Here is a 16,297-nt window from a genome sequence, read left to right as displayed (position 1 = left end):
CATGCGCCGCCATGTATCCTTCTCGACGTGGCAACGCAGCGACGAACTCCGGGCTCGCAGACTTCACTTCGTGAAGCCAACCGAGCCCGAATCGTCGACGCCATCAAGAAGCACGGCGGCCTGACGCAGGTCGAGCTCGCGGGCGCGACGGGCCTGTCCGCCGCGACGGTCTCGAACATCGTCAAGGAGCTGTCGACGTCGGGAGTCCTGCATACGACGCAGAGCATCCGCTCCGGGCGACGCGCCCAGCACGTCACCCTCGCGCACGCGCTCGGGCTGGTCGTCGGCGTCCACTTCTCCACCCGGCACCTGCGGGTGGCGCTCGCCGATGTGGCGCACACGGTCGTCGCCGAGAACCACATGCCACTGGCGCGCGACCACCGGGCCGACAACGAGCTGGACAAGGTGTCGCTGCTGCTCAACGACATGCTGGAGTCGGTGGACGCGACCCGCGACGATCTGCTCGCCGTCGGCATCGCCGTGCCCGCTCCGATCGACCGCGCGACGGGGACCATCGCGCGGAGCGGCATCATGCGCGGCTGGGACGGCGTGACGATCGCCGAGTCGATGGAGCGCCGGATCAAGCGACCCGTCTTCATCGACAACTCGGCCAACCTCGCGGCGCTGGGCGAGTCGCGGTTCGGCGCCGGGCGCGGCAAGCGGAACACGATCACGCTCGACGTGGGCGACGGGATCGGCGCCGGCCTCATCCTGAACGGCCAGGTGTTCCGTGGGAATCACGGCGTCGCCGGCGAGTTCGGGCACACCACGATCCGCGAGAACGGACCGCTCTGCCGCTGCGGCAGCCGCGGGTGCCTCGAGGCGCTGGCGGGCGGCCCGGCCATCCTGGACGAGCTGCGCGACCACCTCGGCAGCCTCAAGCTCGGCGATGTGGTGATCCAGGCGATGGCCGGGGACGCGCGCTGCATCCGGGCGATCGCGGACGCGGGCCGGCACATCGGCGTGGCGACCGGGAACCTCTGCAACCTCCTCGACCCCGAGCGGGTCATCGTGGGCGGCGAGCTGGCGCGGGCCGGCGAGCTGCTGCTGGGCCCGATGCGTCACGCCGTCGAGCGCTCGATCATCGTGAACCCCGACCTGATGCCGGACATCGTCCAGGGCCAGCTCGGGACGCGCGCGACGGCTCTGGGCGCCGTCGCCTACGCCGTCGACTGCGTCTCGATCACCTCCGACGGCGTCTCGTACTGAACGCGCTCTCACGATGCCCCCCGAAAACGGGCTCGAACCGTTATCGAAAGTCTTGACTTCAAGTCTTGACGCCAAATCCTCCACCTGGCACACTCAACCCAGCCGCCAACGAAGGCGGTCCCGAATCGGAGGTTTTTCAATGAAGATCGCCACCAAGAGAGCGGTCATCGCGTCGGCCGCGATCCTGCTCACAGCCGTCACCCTCACAGCGTGTTCGAACGGCTCCGGAAACAGTTCGGGCGGGAGCACGAAGGACGCCGCCAACGCCCAGATCGGCCTTCTCCTTCCCGACTCCGTGACCGCCCGCTACGAGGCCGCGGACAAGCCGTTCTTCGAGGCCAAGGTCAAGGAGCTCTGCTCCGGCTGCAAGGTCCTCTACGCGAACGCGGACGGCGACGCCAGCAAGCAGCAGCAGCAGGCGGAGTCCATGCTCACGCAGGGCGTCAAGGTCCTCGTCCTCGACCCGTTCGACGGTGAGGCGGCCGCCTCGATCGTCGGCGAGGCGAAGGCGAAGAACGTTCCCGTCATCTCCTACGACCGTCTGATCAACAGCAAGGACAGCGACTACTACATCTCGTTCGACAACGAGAAGGTCGGTCAGCTGCAGGGCCAGGCACTGGTCGACAAGCTGAAGAAGGACGGCGTGCCCTCGGGGGCCGGCATCCTGATGGTCAACGGCTCGCCGACCGACAACAACGCCACGCTGTTCAAGAAGGGCGCGCACAGCGTCATCGACTCCAGCGGCTACAAGGTGCTCGCCGAGTTCGACACCCCCGGATGGGACCCCGCGAAGGCCCAGGACTGGGTGGCCGGCCAGGTCTCGCAGTACAAGGACCAGATCAAGGGCGTCTACGCGGCGAACGACGGCACCGGCGGTGGCGCGATCGCGGCCATGAAGGCGGCCAACGTCAGCCCGCTCCCCCCGGTGACCGGTCAGGACGCTGAGCTCGCGGGCATCCAGCGGATCCTCGCCGGCGACCAGTACATGACGGTCTACAAGGCCCTCCAGCCGGAGGCCGAGAAGGCAGCAGAGCTGGCCGTCTCGCTCACCAAGGGCGACAAGCCGAAGGGTGACACCACGGTCGACACCGCCGGCGGCGCGGCCATCCAGTCGTTCCTGCTGACCCCGGTCGCGGTGACGGTCGACAACATCGAGAGCACGGTCGTGAAGGACAACTTCTACGGCTCCGACTCGGCGTCGAAGATCTGCACCGCCGACTACAAGGCGGACTGCGACAAGTACGGCATCAAGTAACCCGATAGGACGATCCCGGCCCGGGTCGCGCACATCCCTCAGGATGGCGCAGCCCGGGCCGGGTGGTTCCGCTCTAGCCTGAGAAGCAGGAACATGCTCCGCACAGCTCGAAGGAGAACGCCGTGACCATGGAATCCCCCACCCTGGACGAGGAGCGGTCGACCCGCCGGCCCGTCCTCTCGCTCCGCGGGGTCTCGAAGGGCTTCGGCGCCGTCCAAGCGCTCACCGACATCCACCTCGACGTCTACGCCGGTGAGGTCGTCGCCCTCGTCGGCGACAACGGCGCCGGCAAGTCGACGCTCGTCAAGATCCTCGCGGGCGTGCACCCGCAGGACTCGGGGACGATCGAGTTCGACGGACAGGAGGTGAGCATCCCCACTCCGGCCGCGTCGCGCGAGCTCGGCATCGCGACCGTGTTCCAGGACCTCGCCCTGTGCGACAACCTGGACGTCGTCTCGAACCTCTTCCTCGGCCGCGAGATCACGCACGGGACGCTCGACGAGGAGGAGATGGAGAAGCGCTCGTGGAGCCTGCTCCGCCAGCTCTCGGCCCGCATCCCGTCGGTCCGCATCGCGGTCGCGTCGCTGTCCGGCGGCCAGCGGCAGACCGTCGCCATCGCGCGCTCGCTGATCGGCGAGCCGCGCGTCGTCATCCTCGACGAGCCCACCGCCGCGCTCGGTGTCGCGCAGACCGCGGAAGTCCTCAACCTGATCGAGCGCCTGCGCGAGCGCGGGCTGGGCGTCATCCTGATCAGCCACAACATGGCCGACGTGCAGGCCGTGGCCGACCGGGTCGCGGTGCTGCGGCTCGGCCGCAACAACGGCGACTTCCGGGTTCCGGAGGTCAGCTACGAGGAGATCATCTCCGCCATCACCGGCGCTACGGACAACGTCGTCGTCCGCCGCGCCGAGCGGCTCATGGAGGCCGAAGACGCTACGGAACGGAGCCCGGAAGCATGACCAAGGCAGACCAGCCCACCGGGGCGGCGGAGCGCATCGACGGCGAGGCGCCGGCACAGGTCGCGGCCGACCTCCAGGACGAGCGACTGATCCGCGACGAAGGCCTCGTCGGCGCCGTGCGCGCCTTCGGCCGCCGCGTCCGCGTCGGCGACCTCGGGTCGCTGCCGGTCGTCATCGGGCTCGCGGTGATCTGGGTCGTCTTCCAGATCCTCAACCCGAACTTCCTCAGCGCCAACAACCTCGTCAACTTGACGCTGCAGTGCGCGGCGATCGGCACGATCTCGATCGGCATCGTGCTGGTGCTGCTGCTCGGGCAGATCGACCTGTCGGTCGGCTCGGTGAGCGGTGTCGCGGCGGCCATCCTCGGCGTCGGCTTCACCCAGCTGAACTGGCCGCTGTGGCTGACGGTCATCGTCGCGATCCTCGCGGGATCGGCGATCGGCCTGCTGTACGGCTTCCTGTTCACCCGGTTCGGCGTCCCGAGCTTCGTGATCACCCTGGCCGGTCTGCTCGGCTTCCTCGGCCTGCAGCTGTGGATCCTCGGGCCGAACAGCTCGATCAACATCCCGTACGACTCGTGGATCGTCCAGTTCGCGCAGCAGTGGTTCCTTCCGCCGTGGGCGGCCTACGCGCTCGCGGTGATCGCGGCGGCCGGGATGTTCTACTCCGACCTGCGCCGCAACATCCGGCGCCGCAAGGCAGGGCTGTCCGAGGGATCGATGACCATCGTGGCGGTGAAGGCGATCCTGCTGCTCATCGGACTGTGCATCAGCGTCTGGTACCTGTCGACGGACCGCGGAACGGGCGCGATGTTCCTGTTCTTCGTCGTCCTGGTCGTGCTCATGAACTTCTTCCTGACGCGCACCCGCTGGGGCCGGTCGATCTTCGCGGTCGGCGGCTCGGTCGAGGCGGCCCGTCGCGCCGGTATCAAGGTCAACCGCGTGTTCATCAGCGTCTTCGTGCTCACGTCGACGTTCGCGGCGGTCGGCGGTCTGCTCGCCGCGGCACGTCTCGCCTCGGTGAGCGCGTCGTCGGGCGGCACCGACACCAACCTGAACGCGATCGCGGCGGCGGTCATCGGCGGCACGAGCCTCTTCGGCGGACGTGGATCGGCGTGGTCGGCGCTGCTCGGCATCCTGGTCATCCAGTCGATCTCGAACGGCCTGACGCTGCTGAACCTGGACTCGTCGTACCGCTTCATGATCACGGGAGCGGTGCTGCTGCTCGCGGTGATCATCGACTCGCTGTCGCGCCGGTCGCGCGAGTCGCACGGCCAAGCCTAGCGACGCGGTCCCGCACGAGAGGCGGGCGTGGGAGAGTGGTGGGGTGACCCGGACCACCACCTTCCGCGCCCGCCTTCTGCGTTCCGGCGCCGAACCGCAGACGGTCACGGTGCGTTCGTCGTCGGATGCGCCGCCGCGCACCCTGCGCCGCGCGGCCGGTGGTGGCGGGACGCTGAACTTCGACGTCTACGCGCTGCTCGACGCCGACGGCTGGCCGGCATCCGCGACGTACACCTACGTCGAGTCCCTGTCCCGGGAGCCCGCCGCCCCCGACGCGTGACCGTCGCACTCGCGTCCCCGTCCCGCCCCACGCGCAGCCCGCGAAGTGCAGCTAGTTGCGCACTCGGACGGCGTGTCGACCGCAAGAAGCTGCACTTCGGCGGAGGTGGGAGGAGGGACGGGGCGGGGCGCGGTCAGGCGGGGGTGGCGGAGGCGGCGGCGCGGGCCGCGGCAGGGAGGGCGTCCAGGATGCGGGCGACGGCCGCATCGTCGTGCGCGGCGGTGACGAACCAGGCCTCGAAGACGCTCGGCGGCAGGGAGACGCCCGCGTCGAGCATCGCGTGGAAGAACGCCCGGTAGCGGAACGCCTCCTGGCGCTGCACCTCGGCGTACGTCTTCGGGGCCTCGGCGAAGTCGCCGAACACGAAGCTGAACAGGTTGCCCGCGTGCTGCACGCGGTGCGCGACGCCCTCGGCCGCCAGCGCCTCGGAGACCGCGGTCGAGACCGTGCCGGCCACCGCATCCAGGCGCTCGTAGACGGACGCGTCGGCGTGGGCCAGCGTGGCCAGGCCCGCGGCGACGGCGACCGGGTTCCCGGAGAGGGTCCCCGCCTGGTACACCGGTCCGGCCGGGGCGAGGAAGTCCATGATCTCAGCCCGTCCGCCGAGGGCGGCCAGCGGCATCCCGCCGCCGATGACCTTCCCGAAGGTGACGAGGTCGGGCGTGTAGCCGCGGTCGAGGCCCCAGTAGCCGGCCTCGCTCACGCGGAAGCCGGTCAGCACCTCGTCGAGGATGACCAGCGCCCCGTACTCGTGCGCGAGCTCGGTGAGGGCGGCGTTGAAGCCAGGCTCCGGCGGGACCACGCCCATGTTGGCGGCGGCGGCCTCCGTGATGACGGCGGCGATGTCCGGGCCCTGCGCCTCGAAGACGGCGCGGACCGCGTCCAGGTCGTTGTAGGGCAGGACGATGGTCTGCGCCGCGGTGGCCTCGGTCACACCGGCCGAGCCGGGGAGGGCCAGCGTCGCGAGACCGGAACCGGCCTGCGCCAGGAGGCCGTCGGAGTGGCCGTGGTAGTGCCCGGCGAACTTGATCAGCAGCGGGCGGCCGGTGAAGCCGCGCGCCAGGCGGATCGCGCTCATCGTCGCCTCGGTGCCCGTGGACACCAGGCGCAGCTTCTCCACGAACGGGACGCGGCCGATCACGGCCTCCGCCAGCTCGGTCTCGGCCGGGGTGGAGGCGCCGAACGACAGGCCGCGCGCGGCCGCCTGCTGCACGGCCTCCACGACAGCCGGATGGGCGTGGCCGAGGATGGCCGGACCCCAGGACGCGACGAGGTCGACGTACTCGCGGCCCTCGGCGTCGGTGACGTACGGCCCGCGGGCCGAGACGAGGAATCGCGGGGTGCCGCCCACGGAGCCGTAGGCGCGAACCGGCGAGTTGACCCCGCCGGGGATGACGCGCTGGGCGCGCGCGAACTGCGCGGCGTTCACATCGGTCGTCGTATCGGTCATCGCAGCCACCCCGCCACCTCGGTCGCCCAGTAGGTCATGATCGCGTCGGCCCCCGCGCGCTTCGCGCCGACCAGAGTCTCCTCGATGATGCGGTTCCGGTCGATCCAGCCGTTCGCGGCGGCCGCCTCCACCATCGCGTACTCGCCAGACACCTGGTACGCCCAGACCGGCACATCGCTGATCGCGGCGACGTCGCTCAGCACGTCGAGGTAGCTGAGCGCGGGCTTCACCATCAGGATGTCGGCGCCCTCCTCGAGGTCGAGGCGCGCCTCGCGCAGGCCCTCGCGGCGGTTGGCCGGGTCCTGCTGGTAGGCGCGGCGGTCGCCGGAGAGCTGGGAGTCGACGGCCTCGCGGAAGGGGCCGTAGAAGCCGGACGCGTACTTGGCCGCGTAGGCGAGGATCACGACGTCCAAGTGCCCGGCGTCGTCCAGGGCCTCGCGCACGGCGGCGACCTGGCCGTCCATCATGCCGCTGAGACCGAGCAGCTGGGAGCCAGCCTCGGCCTGGGCGACGGCCATATCGCGGTAGCGGAGGAGGGTGGCGTCGTTGTCGACGTGACCCTGCGCGTCCAGCACACCGCAGTGGCCGTGGTCGGTGAACTCGTCGAGGCACAGGTCGGTCTGCACGACCAGGGCGTCGCCGACCTCATCGGCGAGCACGCGGGTCGCGACGTTGAGGATGCCCTCAGGGTCGGTCGCGGCGGAGCCGACCGCGTCCCGGGTCTCCGGGACGCCGAACAGCATGAGCCCGCCGACGCCGGCCTCGGCCGCCTCGTTCGCGACCCGCTTCAGCGAGTCGAGGCTGTGCTGGGAGACGCCGGGCATCGAGCCGATCGGGACGGGCTCGGTGGCGCCCTCGCGCACGAACAGCGGGAGGATCAGCTCAGCGGGGTGGAGGCGGGTCTCGGCGACCAGCCGGCGCATCGCCGGGGTCTGCCGCAGCCGTCGGGGGCGGATGACGGGGTGCAGTTCACTCACTCACATCAGCCTACGCCTGGCACGCTGAGCGGTTTCCGAACGCTAGTCGTCGTCGGCGGACCGGGCGACGGCGACCTGGACGACGGCGTCGATGAGCGAGGCGGCGGTGCGTTCGGCGGCGATCACATCCACCCGGAGGCCGAAGGCCCGGGCATCGCGGGCGGTCTGCGGGCCGATGGCGGCGATGAGGGTCGACTCGGGCACCGGTCCCAGCTGCTCCTGGACCTGCTCGGCGACCGAACCGGACGTGACGAGGATGGCCTGGAACAGACCGTCACGGACGTCGGTGACGACGCTCTCGGGCACCGGGACGCCGACGGTGCGATATGCGACCACCGACTCCACTTCGTGCCCGATGCGACGCAGACCCTCGGTGAGCAGCGGCTTGGCGATCTCGGAGCGGAGGGTGAGGATGCGCAGCGGGAACGCGCCCTGCGTCGCAGCCTCCCACTCGTCGAGCAGGCCGCGCGCGGAGTTGTCCTCCGACGGCACGAGATCGACGTGGTAACCGGCCGCGGCCAGTGCGGCGGCGGTCGTCTCTCCGACGGCGGCGACCCGGGTGGTCGGCGGCACGACGGCGCGCTGGGCGCTGAGAACGTCCACCGTGGTGGCGCTGGTGACCGTCATCCAGTCGAAGCCGCCGTTCGCGAGGCGGGCCAGGGCGGCCTCGAGCGCCGGGGCGTCGGCGGTCGGGGCGAAGTTGATCATCGCGGCCACCACCGGGGACGCGCCCTTGGAGCGCAGATCGGCGGCGACGGAGTCGCCCCACGGGCCGCCGCGCGGCACCAGCACCCGCCAGCCGGCGAGCGGTTTCGGGGTCGGCGCCGTGTTCGTCATCGGGTGCTCCCCAGCGGCGCGAGGTCGGCCGCGCCGGCCTGCAGCAGCTCGGCGACCACGCGGGTGCCGACGTCCTGCGCCGCCTCCTCGAGGTGGGCGGCGCTCAGCGAGTCGGGGGTGGCGGCGTGAGAGGCGGTCAGCTGCGCCGTGCCGTCGGGCCGGTACACGGTCGCGGTGAGGAACAGCAGCCCGTCGTCGACGAGCGCGGTGGCGCCGATCGGTGCGGCGCATCCCGCCTCGAGCCCGGCGAGCACGACCCGCTCGGCCACGACCGAGGCGTGGCTCGTGACGTGGTCGACGGCGGACAGCGCGCGGGCGATCGGGCCGCGGCCCTTCTCGTCCCCGGCGCGCACCTCGAGCGCGAGCGCACCCTGGCCCGGAGCGGTGGGCATGAGCGAGAGGGCGAAGTAGTCGGTCACGGCATCCAGGCGACCGAGACGGGTGAGTCCGGCGGCGGCGAGGACCACCGCATCCAGCTCGCCGTCGGCGACCTTGCCCAGACGGGTGTCCACGTTGCCGCGCAGGTCGACGACGTCGAGGTCGGGACGCTGTGCCTTCAGCTGAGCGACGCGGCGGGGCGAGCCCGTGCCCACGCGCGCACCCTCCGGCAGGGTCTCGAGCGTCAGACCGTCACGGGCGCAGAGCGTGTCCCGGGCGTCGGCCCGCTTCGGCACGGCACCGACGACGAGCCCGGGGGCGGGCGCGGTCGGCAGGTCTTTGAGCGAATGGACGACGAGGTCGACCTCGCCCGCGCGGAGCGCGTCTCGCAATGCCGTCGCGAAGACGCCGGTACCGCCGAGCTGCGCCAGCGACTCGCGGGACGTGTCGCCCTGCGTGGTGACCGTGACGAGCTCGACGTCCAGGCCGGTCGCCCGGGCGATCGACTGCGCGACCGCCGTCGTCTGCGCCACGGCCAGGGCGCTGCCGCGTGTCCCGATACGCAGCACGCCGTCGCGGCGCTCGGCGGCGCCGTCGACCCTCGTCACGGTCCCGGTCACGGCGCGAGCCCCGCAGCCGCCGGCTTGAAGCCGAGGCGCACGTTCTCGCAGCAGCCCGGACGGCAGACGTCGTACCAGGGGCCGAGCGAGGTGACGGCGGGACGCTGGTCGACCGGGACGCCGTCGCGGCGCTCCAGGACCAGGTCGACGAGACCCTTCACGAAGGTCGCGTGCGTGCCGGGCGTGGGGACGCGGACGGCCACGAGGCCGTTCTCGTCGCTGGTCTCCATGGCCTCGTTGTCGAGGTCCCAGAGCACTTCCATGTGGTCGCTCATGAAGCCGAGCGGCACGATCACGACGGCCTTGACGCCGGTGGCGGGCAGCTCGGCGATGCGGTCGTTGATGTCGGGCTCCAGCCACGGCATCGAGGGCGGCCCGGAGCGGGACTGGTAGACCAGATCCCATCCGACGGTGCCGCCGGTCGCGGCGTGCGAGACGACCTCGGCGACGGCGAGGTGCTGCGCGGCGTACGCGCCGCCCTCCCCGAAGCCGCGCTCGGCGGGGCCGGACTTCGCGGCGTCGCTCGACGGGATGGAGTGCGTCGAGAACAGGATGCGCACCTCCTTCGCCGGGTCGAGTCCGGGCAGCTTCTGCTGCAGCTCGTCGATGGCGTTCTTCACACCTTCGATGAACGGCTCCACGAAGCCGGGGTGGTCGAAGAACTGGCGCACCTTGTCGATCTCGATGCGGCCGAGCAGGCCGGTCGACTCGAGTGCGGCCGCGTAGTCCTCGCGGTACTGGCGGCAGCTCGAGTACGAGGAGTAGGCGCTCGTGGCGATCGCCATCAGCTTGGTGAAGCCTCGCTCATCGGCCTCACGCAGCGCGTCCGCGAGGTACGGGTCCCAGTTGCGGTTGCCCCACAGCACCGGCAAGTCGATGCCGCGCGAGGCGAGCTCCGCCTCCAGCGCCGCCTTAAGCTCGCGGTTCTGGTCGTTGATCGGGCTGACGCCGCCGAAGTGGCGGTAGTGGTGCGCCACCTCCTCCAGGCGCTCCTCGGGGATGCCGCGGCCGCGGGTGACGTTGCGGAGGAACGGGATGACGTCGTCCTGTCCCTCGGGACCGCCGAAGCCGGCGAGCAGGATCGCGTCGTACGCGACCGGCTCGGTCACGTGCTCGGGACCCGACGCCGCGGCGGGGGTGGCGCCCAGGACGTGCTGGGCCGTCTGTGCGTCCGTCACTGCAGGACCTCCACGAGCTCGGCGGCCGTGATGCGCCGGCCGGTGTAGAAGGGGACCTCTTCGCGGACGTGGCGGCGGGCCTCGGTGTACCGGAGCTCGCGCATCATGTCGACGAGGTCGGTGAGCTCGTCGGCCTCCATCGGCAGGATCCACTCGTAGTCGCCGAGCGCGAAGGATGCGACGGTGTTGGCGAGCACGTTGCGGAACGCGGCCCCCTTGCGGCCGTGCTCCGCGAGCATCTTGCCGCGGTCCTCATCCGGGAGCAGGTACCACTCGTAGCTGCGGACGAACGGGTAGACGCACAGCCAGTTGCGCGCCTCCTTGCCCCGCAGGAAGCCGGGGACGTGCGCCTTGTTGAACTCCGCGTCCCGGTGAACGCCCATGGCGTTCCAGGTGGGGAGGAGGCTCTTGAGCAGACGGGTGCGGCGCAGCTGGCGGAGTCCCCACTGCAGCGCCTCGGCTTCGGGGCCGTGCAGCCAGATCATTACGTCGGCGTCGGCGCGCAGGCCGGAGACGTCGTAGAGGCCGCGGGTGATGACGCCCTGCAGCTCGATGTCGGCGATCACTCCGTCGAGCTCCTGAACGGCCTTGGGCACGTCGGTGCCGTCGAGGTCGTCGGGACGGGCGGGGTCGCGGCGCAGGACGGCCCAGAGCGTGAAGCCGGAGGGGGTGTCGTTGGGGGTTTCGGGGGCGGACGACTCTGCCGGAGCGGCAGCCGGGGTACTCATACCCACAGTCTCCCTCTCAAACCTGGGAAGGCCAAAAACGGGCGGCCGCTCACCGGCGGACGAGGCTCACGACGCCCCAGACGATTCCGGCCACGGCGACAGCCGCGCCCACCGCGATGCCGGCCAGCGCGACCGGGTTCTCCGCGCGAAGACGCTGGATGCGCTCGGCGGTGCGCTTCGGCACGTTCAGCTTGTACTCGATGGCGTCGACGGTCGCCGCGAGCTGTGCCCGCGCCCGCTCGACGTCGCTGCGGTCAGTTGTCATACTTCCCCAGTCCCTTCAGCGCGTCGGCGTCCAGCTTGACGCTCTCGATGGTCTGCGACGGGGCGACGCCGTCCATCTTCTTGAACGAGCGCACGCCGATGAGCGCGAGGACCACGGCGATGATCACCAGGGCGCCGAAGACGATCAGCGCTGCGGCCCACGCGGGCAGCGCGACCGCGATGCCCAGGATGGCCGCGGCGATCAGCACGCCGAGGGCGTAGAACAGGAGGAGCGCCGCTCCGACGAGGAGGCCTATGCCGACCCCGGCATACTTCGCCTTCTCGGCGAACTCGGCCTTGAGGTGGTTCAACTCGGCCTTGAGGAGGCCGACGACGAGCTTGGGCAGGTCGGACACGAGCTGCCCCAGGGACTTGGCCCGCGCGCTCTCGGCGCGTTCGCGGTCGGTCATCGCGTCTCCCCTCGTCGTTTCCGTACAGTACCCCCGTCAGGGCGTGGTGTTGCTGCGTCCCTGCGCCGAGGCGACCGGGGGCGCCTGGTACGGCGCCTTGGCCTCGCGGCGGCGGTCGTTCGCGCGGACGACCAGCTTCTTGACCGTGATGTACGCGGTCTCGGGGAACTCGCCCACCTTGTCGGCGACGAAGTCCTGGGCCGTGTGCACCTGCTTCTGCACCGTCGGCGACTCCCAGACCTTGACGGCCGCGGCCTTGATCTGCTCGTAGCGCTCGCGTCCCGCGCGGGCGCCGAGCACGAAGCCCACCGCCGCTCCGGTGACGAAGAGGATCTTGCCGCGCATCGCGCCTCCCAGTGTCTCGGTCAGTCCGTATCGATCAGTCGGTCTGCGGGTCGTCCGCCGCCAGGGCGTCCGTGAGGCCCTTCCAGCGGACTCCTCGCACGCGCTCGGCGGTGCGCCGCGCATCCGGGATGACGGAGGCGAGGCCCGTACCGGTTAGCCAGGACCCGGTGACCTCGAGACCCTCGACGCCGTCGACCTCGGAGCGGACGCGTTCGATGCGTTCCCGCTGCCCCACTGTCGCATACGGCAGGGCGTTCGTCCAGGGGGTGCGCGCGAATGCGATCACCGCGGATTCCGCGATCGGAATATTGAGCAGGCGGGAGGCATCGGCGATCGCCTGGGCACGGAGTTCGGCGTCCGCGAGCGCCAGCGTCTCCGCGGGCCGGCCGGCGCGTCCATAGGACAGCCGGACGACGTGGCGACCGGGGCCGGCGGCCTCGGCGACCCACGCCCACTTGGCGCTGGAGTGCGTCATCGCCTTCGCGCGGACATCCGCGCCCGGCACGTCCGCCACGAGCACCCCGGTGCCGACCGGGGTGGACGCCAGGCGGTCGTCCTCGACGATCAGGGTGACCAGTTCGACGCTGGACGCGGCGGGCCAGGCCAGCTCGGAGAGGTCGCCGAGGCCGACCGAAGCGAGGAGCGGCAGGGCGGCGTCGGCGGGCGCCGCCAGTGCGAGCGCATCGGCGACGAGTTCTTCCCCTGCGGCGGTCCGGACGATCCAGCGGCCGGGGCGTTCCTCGTCCTCCTCGTCGCGGGGACTCCACGGCTCGATCGCGGCGACGCCGGTTCCGGTGCGGATCACCCCACCGCGTGCCTCGGTGTCGGCGGCGAGCGCCTGCGGAAGCCGCCACATCCCTCCGCGCAGTCCGCCGACCGCGCTTCCCGCCTTGGAGGCCGACCGGAGCTCGCCGACGGCGCCGGAGAGCGAGCCCAGCCGGGTCAACGCCGCGTTCAGGCCGGGGGCGACGACGTCGACGTCAAGGTCGTCGGGCGACGCGGAGTAGACGCCGGTCGCGACCGGCGCGACCAGGAGTTCGAGCACCTTCGTGCCCATGCGCTTGCGGACGAGCGTGCCGAGCCGAGGCTCGGTGCCGATCTTCAGCACGGGCATCAGGCGGTCGAGGTACGCGCGGAACGCACCGCCCGCGCCGATGGCGGCCACCACGTCCGAGGCCAGGGGTGAGCTCGGGATGCCGAGGAGCCCGGCCTTGGGCAGCGGGACCGAGGTCGAGCCGTGGCGTACCCACGCGCCGGAGGGGTTCGGCTGCACCACGTCCTCATCGAGCCCGAGGTCGTGGAGCAGGTCGGCGACGTGTCCGCCACGGGTGGCGAAGCTCTCGGCGCCGGCGTCCAGCGTCATCCCGCCCAGTTCCAGCGGCGCAACGCTCCCGCCGACCCGGGCCGCGGATTCCAGCAGCGTCACCTCGAAGCCCGGCCGGGCGCACTCGCGCGCCACGACCAGGCCGGCCACGCCGCCCCCGATCACGACCACACGCGTGGGCGGCGCCTCGACGGCGTGCCGGATCTCCTCGCCGAGCTCGTCGTGCGTGAGCGGTTCGCCGGGGAGGATCGGCTCGTCGCTCATTCCGGGCGCCACCCGTGCACGAGCTCGACCACGCGGGTCAGCACCGTCGGGTCGGTCTCCGGCGGAACGCCGTGGCCGAGGTTGAGCACATGGGCGGGCGCCTCGCGGCCGCGGTCGAGCACATCGAGGACGTGCGCCTCGAGCACCGGCCACGGCGCGTCCAGCACCGCCGGGTCGACGTTGCCCTGGACGGGCACCACGTGACCGAGCCGGCGGCTGGCCTCGTCGAGCGGGATGCGGTAGTCGACACCGACCGCGTCCGCGCCTGCCTCGTGCATCGCCTTCAGGAGCTCGCCGGTGCCGACGCCGAAGTGGACGAGGGGGACGTTTCGGACCTCTGGGATCGGATCCTCGGCGCCCTCGGCGGCCGGGACCTCGTACGTCACGTCCCGCACGTGCGACAGCGCGCGAGCGGAGGCGGGCGCGACGTGGGCGACGTAGTCGTGCAGCGAGAGCGAGCCGGCCCAGGAATCGAACAGCTGCGCTGCGCTGGCGCCGGCCAGCACCTGGGCGCGAAGGAAGGCGCCGGAGATGTCGGCCGTCCAGGCCATGAGCCGCTGCCACGCCTCGGGGTCGGCGTGCATGAGCGTGCGGGCGCGGATGTGGTCCTTGGACGGGCCGCCCTCGACGAGGTAGGCCGCCAGAGTGAAGGGAGCGCCGGCGAACCCGATGAGCGGGGTGTCGCCGAGCTCGGCGATGGTCAGCCGCACCGCCTCCTGGATGGGGGCGAAGACGTCGTCGCCGAGCGAGGCCGGGTCGATCGCCGTCAGCCGGTCGACATCGGCCGCCGTGCGCACCGCCTGCGCGAACACCGGGCCCTTGCCCGGCTGGATCTCGACATCCACGCCCGCGAGCTTGAGCGGCACGACGATGTCGCTGAAGAAGATGCCCGCATCCACGCCGTGGCGGCGGACCGGCTGCAGGGTGATCTCGCTCGCCATCGCAGGGTCGAGGCAAGCGTCGAGCATGCGCGTGCCCACCCGCAACTCGCGGTACTCCGGGAGCGATCGTCCCGCCTGGCGCATGAACCAGACCGGCGTCACCTCCGTGCGCTCGCCCTGGTAGGCGCGGACGAGAGGGCTGGACGCTGTGCGGCCGGCGGCGAGGGGATGCTCGGGTGCGAGGGTGGTCACCCCACGATTCTGCCAGGGCCCTCCCTGACAGCCGGCTGGGGCCGATTCGAGGTTGCCGAAACGCAAGCGTAGGCTTCCTCTGTGCTTCTGTGCTTCTCGTCGAGTCACCGCACGGCTGACTTCGACCTCCTGGAACGGCTCGAGCGTCACGCTCCGGCCATCACCGCCGCACTCTCGGAGCACAGCGACATCGTCTCGGGCTCGGTCGTCCTCGCGACCTGCAACCGTTTCGAGGCGTACCTCGACATCGACGAGCCGCTTCCCGCCGCCCGCGCCGTCTCGGCCGAGGCGGTGCTGGATGCGGTGAGCAGCGCCGCCGGCATCGACCCCGACCAGCTCCGCGCCGCGAGCGCCGTCTACAGCGAGCACGCCGTGGCCGAGCACCTGTTCGCGGTGACCAGCGGGCTGGAGTCCGTGGTTGTCGGAGAGGGCGAGATCGCCGGCCAGGTGCGCCGCGCGCTCGAGACGGCACGCACGTCCGGGTCGGTCACGAGCGAACTCGAGCGCCTGTTCCAGCTCGCCTCGCGCACCTCGCGCGGCGTCAAGAACCGCACCGGCATCATGACCGCCGGCCGCTCCATGGTCCGCCTGGCTCTGGACCTCGCGGAGAGCCGGGTCAGCGACTGGGCGCAGACGCGCGTGCTGCTCGTCGGCACCGGAAAGTACGCCGGCGCTAGCCTCGCAGCGCTGCGGGACAAGGGCGCGACTGACGTCCGCGTCTATTCGCCCTCCGGACGGGCGCCGAAGTTCGCGGCGTCCCACGACATCCTTCCGGTAGCGGCCGACGGCCTCCTCGACGCGCTCGCCGAGAGCGACCTCGTCGTGACCTGCTCGGCCGTCACCGACTACGTGCTGACCAACGCCAACCTGGGCGCCGCCCTCGCGATCCCGGGAGCGGTCGAGCGCCGCCTGATCGTCGACCTCGGCCTCCCGCGCAACGTCGACCCCGCCGTCGCCGAGCTCGCCGGCGTCGAACTGCTCGACCTCGAGACCATCAGCCTGCACGCGCCGCTGAAGGAGCTCCACGCCGCCGACGATGCACGCAGCATCGTGGACGCGGCCGCCGCCGAGTACAAGGCGCGGACCGCCGAGCAGGAGGTCACCCCGGCGCTCGTCGCGCTGCGCAAGCACGTGTTCGACGTGCTGGACGCCGAGATCGAGCGCGCCCGCGGCCGCGGTGACGACAGCGAGCAGACCGAGGCGGCCCTCCGCCACCTCGCCGGGGTCCTCCTCCACACGCCGTCCGTGCGCGCCCGCGAGCTGGCCCGCCAGGGCGACGCGCAGTCGTTCATCGAGGGCGCGGCCGCGCTGTTCGGCGTGGACGTCGACGCCGAGGCCGCCGCACGTCCCCGTCTGACCGCCGTCGACGACGAGTCCGCGGCATCCTGACCCGAGCTGAAGGA

17 protein-coding genes are annotated in these 16,297 nt (G+C 71.6%); 6 read left to right on the top strand and 11 right to left on the bottom strand.

The window, feature by feature from the left end:
* The first annotated feature begins 27 nt into the window (after positions 1 to 27).
* From AB0P25_RS08250 to AB0P25_RS08230, 5 genes are all read left to right on the top strand, one after another.
* Positions 28 to 1,209 carry an ROK family transcriptional regulator gene (locus AB0P25_RS08250; protein ID WP_363806562.1) on the top strand — a complete coding sequence of 394 codons (1,182 nt, stop codon included), beginning with the start codon at positions 28 to 30 and terminating at the stop codon, positions 1,207 to 1,209.
* Positions 1,210 to 1,348: 139 nt separating this feature from the next.
* Positions 1,349 to 2,464, top strand: coding sequence for a sugar ABC transporter substrate-binding protein (locus tag AB0P25_RS08245; RefSeq protein ID WP_363806561.1), 1,116 nt, complete (start codon positions 1,349 to 1,351; stop codon positions 2,462 to 2,464).
* 128 nt (positions 2,465 to 2,592) lie between these two features.
* Complete coding sequence (locus AB0P25_RS08240; protein WP_363808037.1) at positions 2,593 to 3,423, top strand: ATP-binding cassette domain-containing protein; 831 nt, start codon at positions 2,593 to 2,595, stop codon at positions 3,421 to 3,423.
* Positions 3,420 to 4,706: a sugar ABC transporter permease gene (locus AB0P25_RS08235; RefSeq protein ID WP_363806560.1), complete on the top strand. Its 1,287-nt coding sequence runs from the start codon at positions 3,420 to 3,422 to the stop codon at positions 4,704 to 4,706. The genes AB0P25_RS08240 and AB0P25_RS08235 overlap by 4 nt, the downstream gene beginning before the upstream one ends.
* Before the next feature lie 43 nt (positions 4,707 to 4,749).
* Positions 4,750 to 4,986, top strand: coding sequence for a hypothetical protein (locus AB0P25_RS08230; protein WP_121263242.1), 237 nt, complete (start codon positions 4,750 to 4,752; stop codon positions 4,984 to 4,986).
* A gap of 133 nt (positions 4,987 to 5,119) precedes the next feature.
* On the opposite strand, the gene hemL is transcribed toward AB0P25_RS08230, so the two are convergent.
* The 11 genes from hemL to hemE all read right to left on the bottom strand — a co-directional run bounded on the left by hemL (position 5,120) and on the right by hemE (position 14,894).
* The gene (hemL, locus tag AB0P25_RS08225; RefSeq protein ID WP_363806559.1) at positions 5,120 to 6,436 is read right to left on the bottom strand and encodes a glutamate-1-semialdehyde 2,1-aminomutase; all 1,317 of its coding nucleotides are present in this window, start codon (positions 6,434 to 6,436) and stop codon (positions 5,120 to 5,122) included.
* On the bottom strand, positions 6,433 to 7,359 hold the full coding sequence (gene hemB, locus AB0P25_RS08220) for a porphobilinogen synthase (protein ID WP_363808036.1): 927 nt from the start codon (positions 7,357 to 7,359) through the stop codon (positions 6,433 to 6,435). Before hemB ends, hemL begins: the two co-directional genes overlap by 4 nt.
* 96 nt (positions 7,360 to 7,455) lie before the next feature.
* Positions 7,456 to 8,250 carry a uroporphyrinogen-III synthase gene (locus tag AB0P25_RS08215; protein ID WP_363806558.1) on the bottom strand — a complete coding sequence of 265 codons (795 nt, stop codon included), beginning with the start codon at positions 8,248 to 8,250 and terminating at the stop codon, positions 7,456 to 7,458.
* On the bottom strand, positions 8,247 to 9,248 hold the full coding sequence (hemC, locus tag AB0P25_RS08210) for a hydroxymethylbilane synthase (RefSeq protein WP_363806556.1): 1,002 nt from the start codon (positions 9,246 to 9,248) through the stop codon (positions 8,247 to 8,249). The genes AB0P25_RS08215 and hemC overlap by 4 nt, the downstream gene beginning before the upstream one ends.
* Complete coding sequence (locus AB0P25_RS08205; protein ID WP_363806555.1) at positions 9,245 to 10,426, bottom strand: ferrochelatase; 1,182 nt, start codon at positions 10,424 to 10,426, stop codon at positions 9,245 to 9,247. Before AB0P25_RS08205 ends, hemC begins: the two co-directional genes overlap by 4 nt.
* Positions 10,423 to 11,154, bottom strand: a complete 732-nt coding sequence (hemQ, locus tag AB0P25_RS08200) for a hydrogen peroxide-dependent heme synthase (RefSeq protein WP_363806554.1) — start codon at positions 11,152 to 11,154, stop codon at positions 10,423 to 10,425. The genes AB0P25_RS08205 and hemQ overlap by 4 nt, the downstream gene beginning before the upstream one ends.
* A 49-nt stretch (positions 11,155 to 11,203) precedes the next feature.
* Positions 11,204 to 11,419, bottom strand: coding sequence for a DUF3618 domain-containing protein (locus tag AB0P25_RS08195; protein WP_363806552.1), 216 nt, complete (start codon positions 11,417 to 11,419; stop codon positions 11,204 to 11,206).
* Positions 11,409 to 11,828: a phage holin family protein gene (locus tag AB0P25_RS08190; protein ID WP_363806551.1), complete on the bottom strand. Its 420-nt coding sequence runs from the start codon at positions 11,826 to 11,828 to the stop codon at positions 11,409 to 11,411. The genes AB0P25_RS08195 and AB0P25_RS08190 overlap by 11 nt, the downstream gene beginning before the upstream one ends.
* 36 nt (positions 11,829 to 11,864) lie before the next feature.
* On the bottom strand, positions 11,865 to 12,173 hold the full coding sequence (locus AB0P25_RS08185) for a hypothetical protein (RefSeq protein ID WP_363806549.1): 309 nt from the start codon (positions 12,171 to 12,173) through the stop codon (positions 11,865 to 11,867).
* Between the two features lie 34 nt (positions 12,174 to 12,207).
* On the bottom strand, positions 12,208 to 13,761 hold the full coding sequence (gene hemG / locus AB0P25_RS08180; protein ID WP_363806548.1) for a protoporphyrinogen oxidase: 1,554 nt from the start codon (positions 13,759 to 13,761) through the stop codon (positions 12,208 to 12,210).
* Positions 13,758 to 14,894 carry a uroporphyrinogen decarboxylase gene (gene hemE / locus AB0P25_RS08175; RefSeq protein ID WP_363806547.1) on the bottom strand — a complete coding sequence of 379 codons (1,137 nt, stop codon included), beginning with the start codon at positions 14,892 to 14,894 and terminating at the stop codon, positions 13,758 to 13,760. The genes hemG and hemE overlap by 4 nt, the downstream gene beginning before the upstream one ends.
* A gap of 81 nt (positions 14,895 to 14,975) precedes the next feature.
* Between hemE and AB0P25_RS08170 the strand changes: the two genes are divergently transcribed.
* Positions 14,976 to 16,283, top strand: a complete 1,308-nt coding sequence (locus AB0P25_RS08170) for a glutamyl-tRNA reductase (protein ID WP_363806546.1) — start codon at positions 14,976 to 14,978, stop codon at positions 16,281 to 16,283.
* The last annotated feature ends 14 nt before the right edge of the window (positions 16,284 to 16,297 follow it).

This window comes from Leifsonia sp. NPDC077715 (assembly GCF_040686855.1).
Classification (GTDB): Bacteria; Actinomycetota; Actinomycetes; order Actinomycetales; family Microbacteriaceae; genus Leifsonia.
Note: the sequence above shows the minus strand (reverse complement) of the source record. Positions and strands in the feature narration are given on the sequence as shown.

Excerpts from the sequence above, each read along its gene's own strand:
- AB0P25_RS08235 (WP_363806560.1), top strand. The coding sequence starts at position 3,420 with ATGACCAAGGCAGACCAGCCCACCGGGGCGGCGGAGCGCATCGACGGC.
- AB0P25_RS08240 (WP_363808037.1), top strand. The coding sequence starts at position 2,593 with ATGGAATCCCCCACCCTGGACGAGGAGCGGTCGACCCGCCGGCCCGTC.
- hemL (WP_363806559.1), bottom strand. The coding sequence starts at position 6,436 with ATGACCGATACGACGACCGATGTGAACGCCGCGCAGTTCGCGCGCGCC.
- AB0P25_RS08190 (WP_363806551.1), bottom strand. The coding sequence starts at position 11,828 with ATGACCGACCGCGAACGCGCCGAGAGCGCGCGGGCCAAGTCCCTGGGG.
- AB0P25_RS08215 (WP_363806558.1), bottom strand. The coding sequence starts at position 8,250 with ATGACGAACACGGCGCCGACCCCGAAACCGCTCGCCGGCTGGCGGGTG.
- AB0P25_RS08195 (WP_363806552.1), bottom strand. The coding sequence starts at position 11,419 with ATGACAACTGACCGCAGCGACGTCGAGCGGGCGCGGGCACAGCTCGCG.
- AB0P25_RS08245 (WP_363806561.1), top strand. The coding sequence starts at position 1,349 with ATGAAGATCGCCACCAAGAGAGCGGTCATCGCGTCGGCCGCGATCCTG.
- AB0P25_RS08185 (WP_363806549.1), bottom strand. The coding sequence starts at position 12,173 with ATGCGCGGCAAGATCCTCTTCGTCACCGGAGCGGCGGTGGGCTTCGTG.
- hemQ (WP_363806554.1), bottom strand. The coding sequence starts at position 11,154 with ATGAGTACCCCGGCTGCCGCTCCGGCAGAGTCGTCCGCCCCCGAAACC.
- hemB (WP_363808036.1), bottom strand. The coding sequence starts at position 7,359 with ATGCGCCGGCTGGTCGCCGAGACCCGCCTCCACCCCGCTGAGCTGATC.
- hemG (WP_363806548.1), bottom strand. The coding sequence starts at position 13,761 with ATGAGCGACGAGCCGATCCTCCCCGGCGAACCGCTCACGCACGACGAG.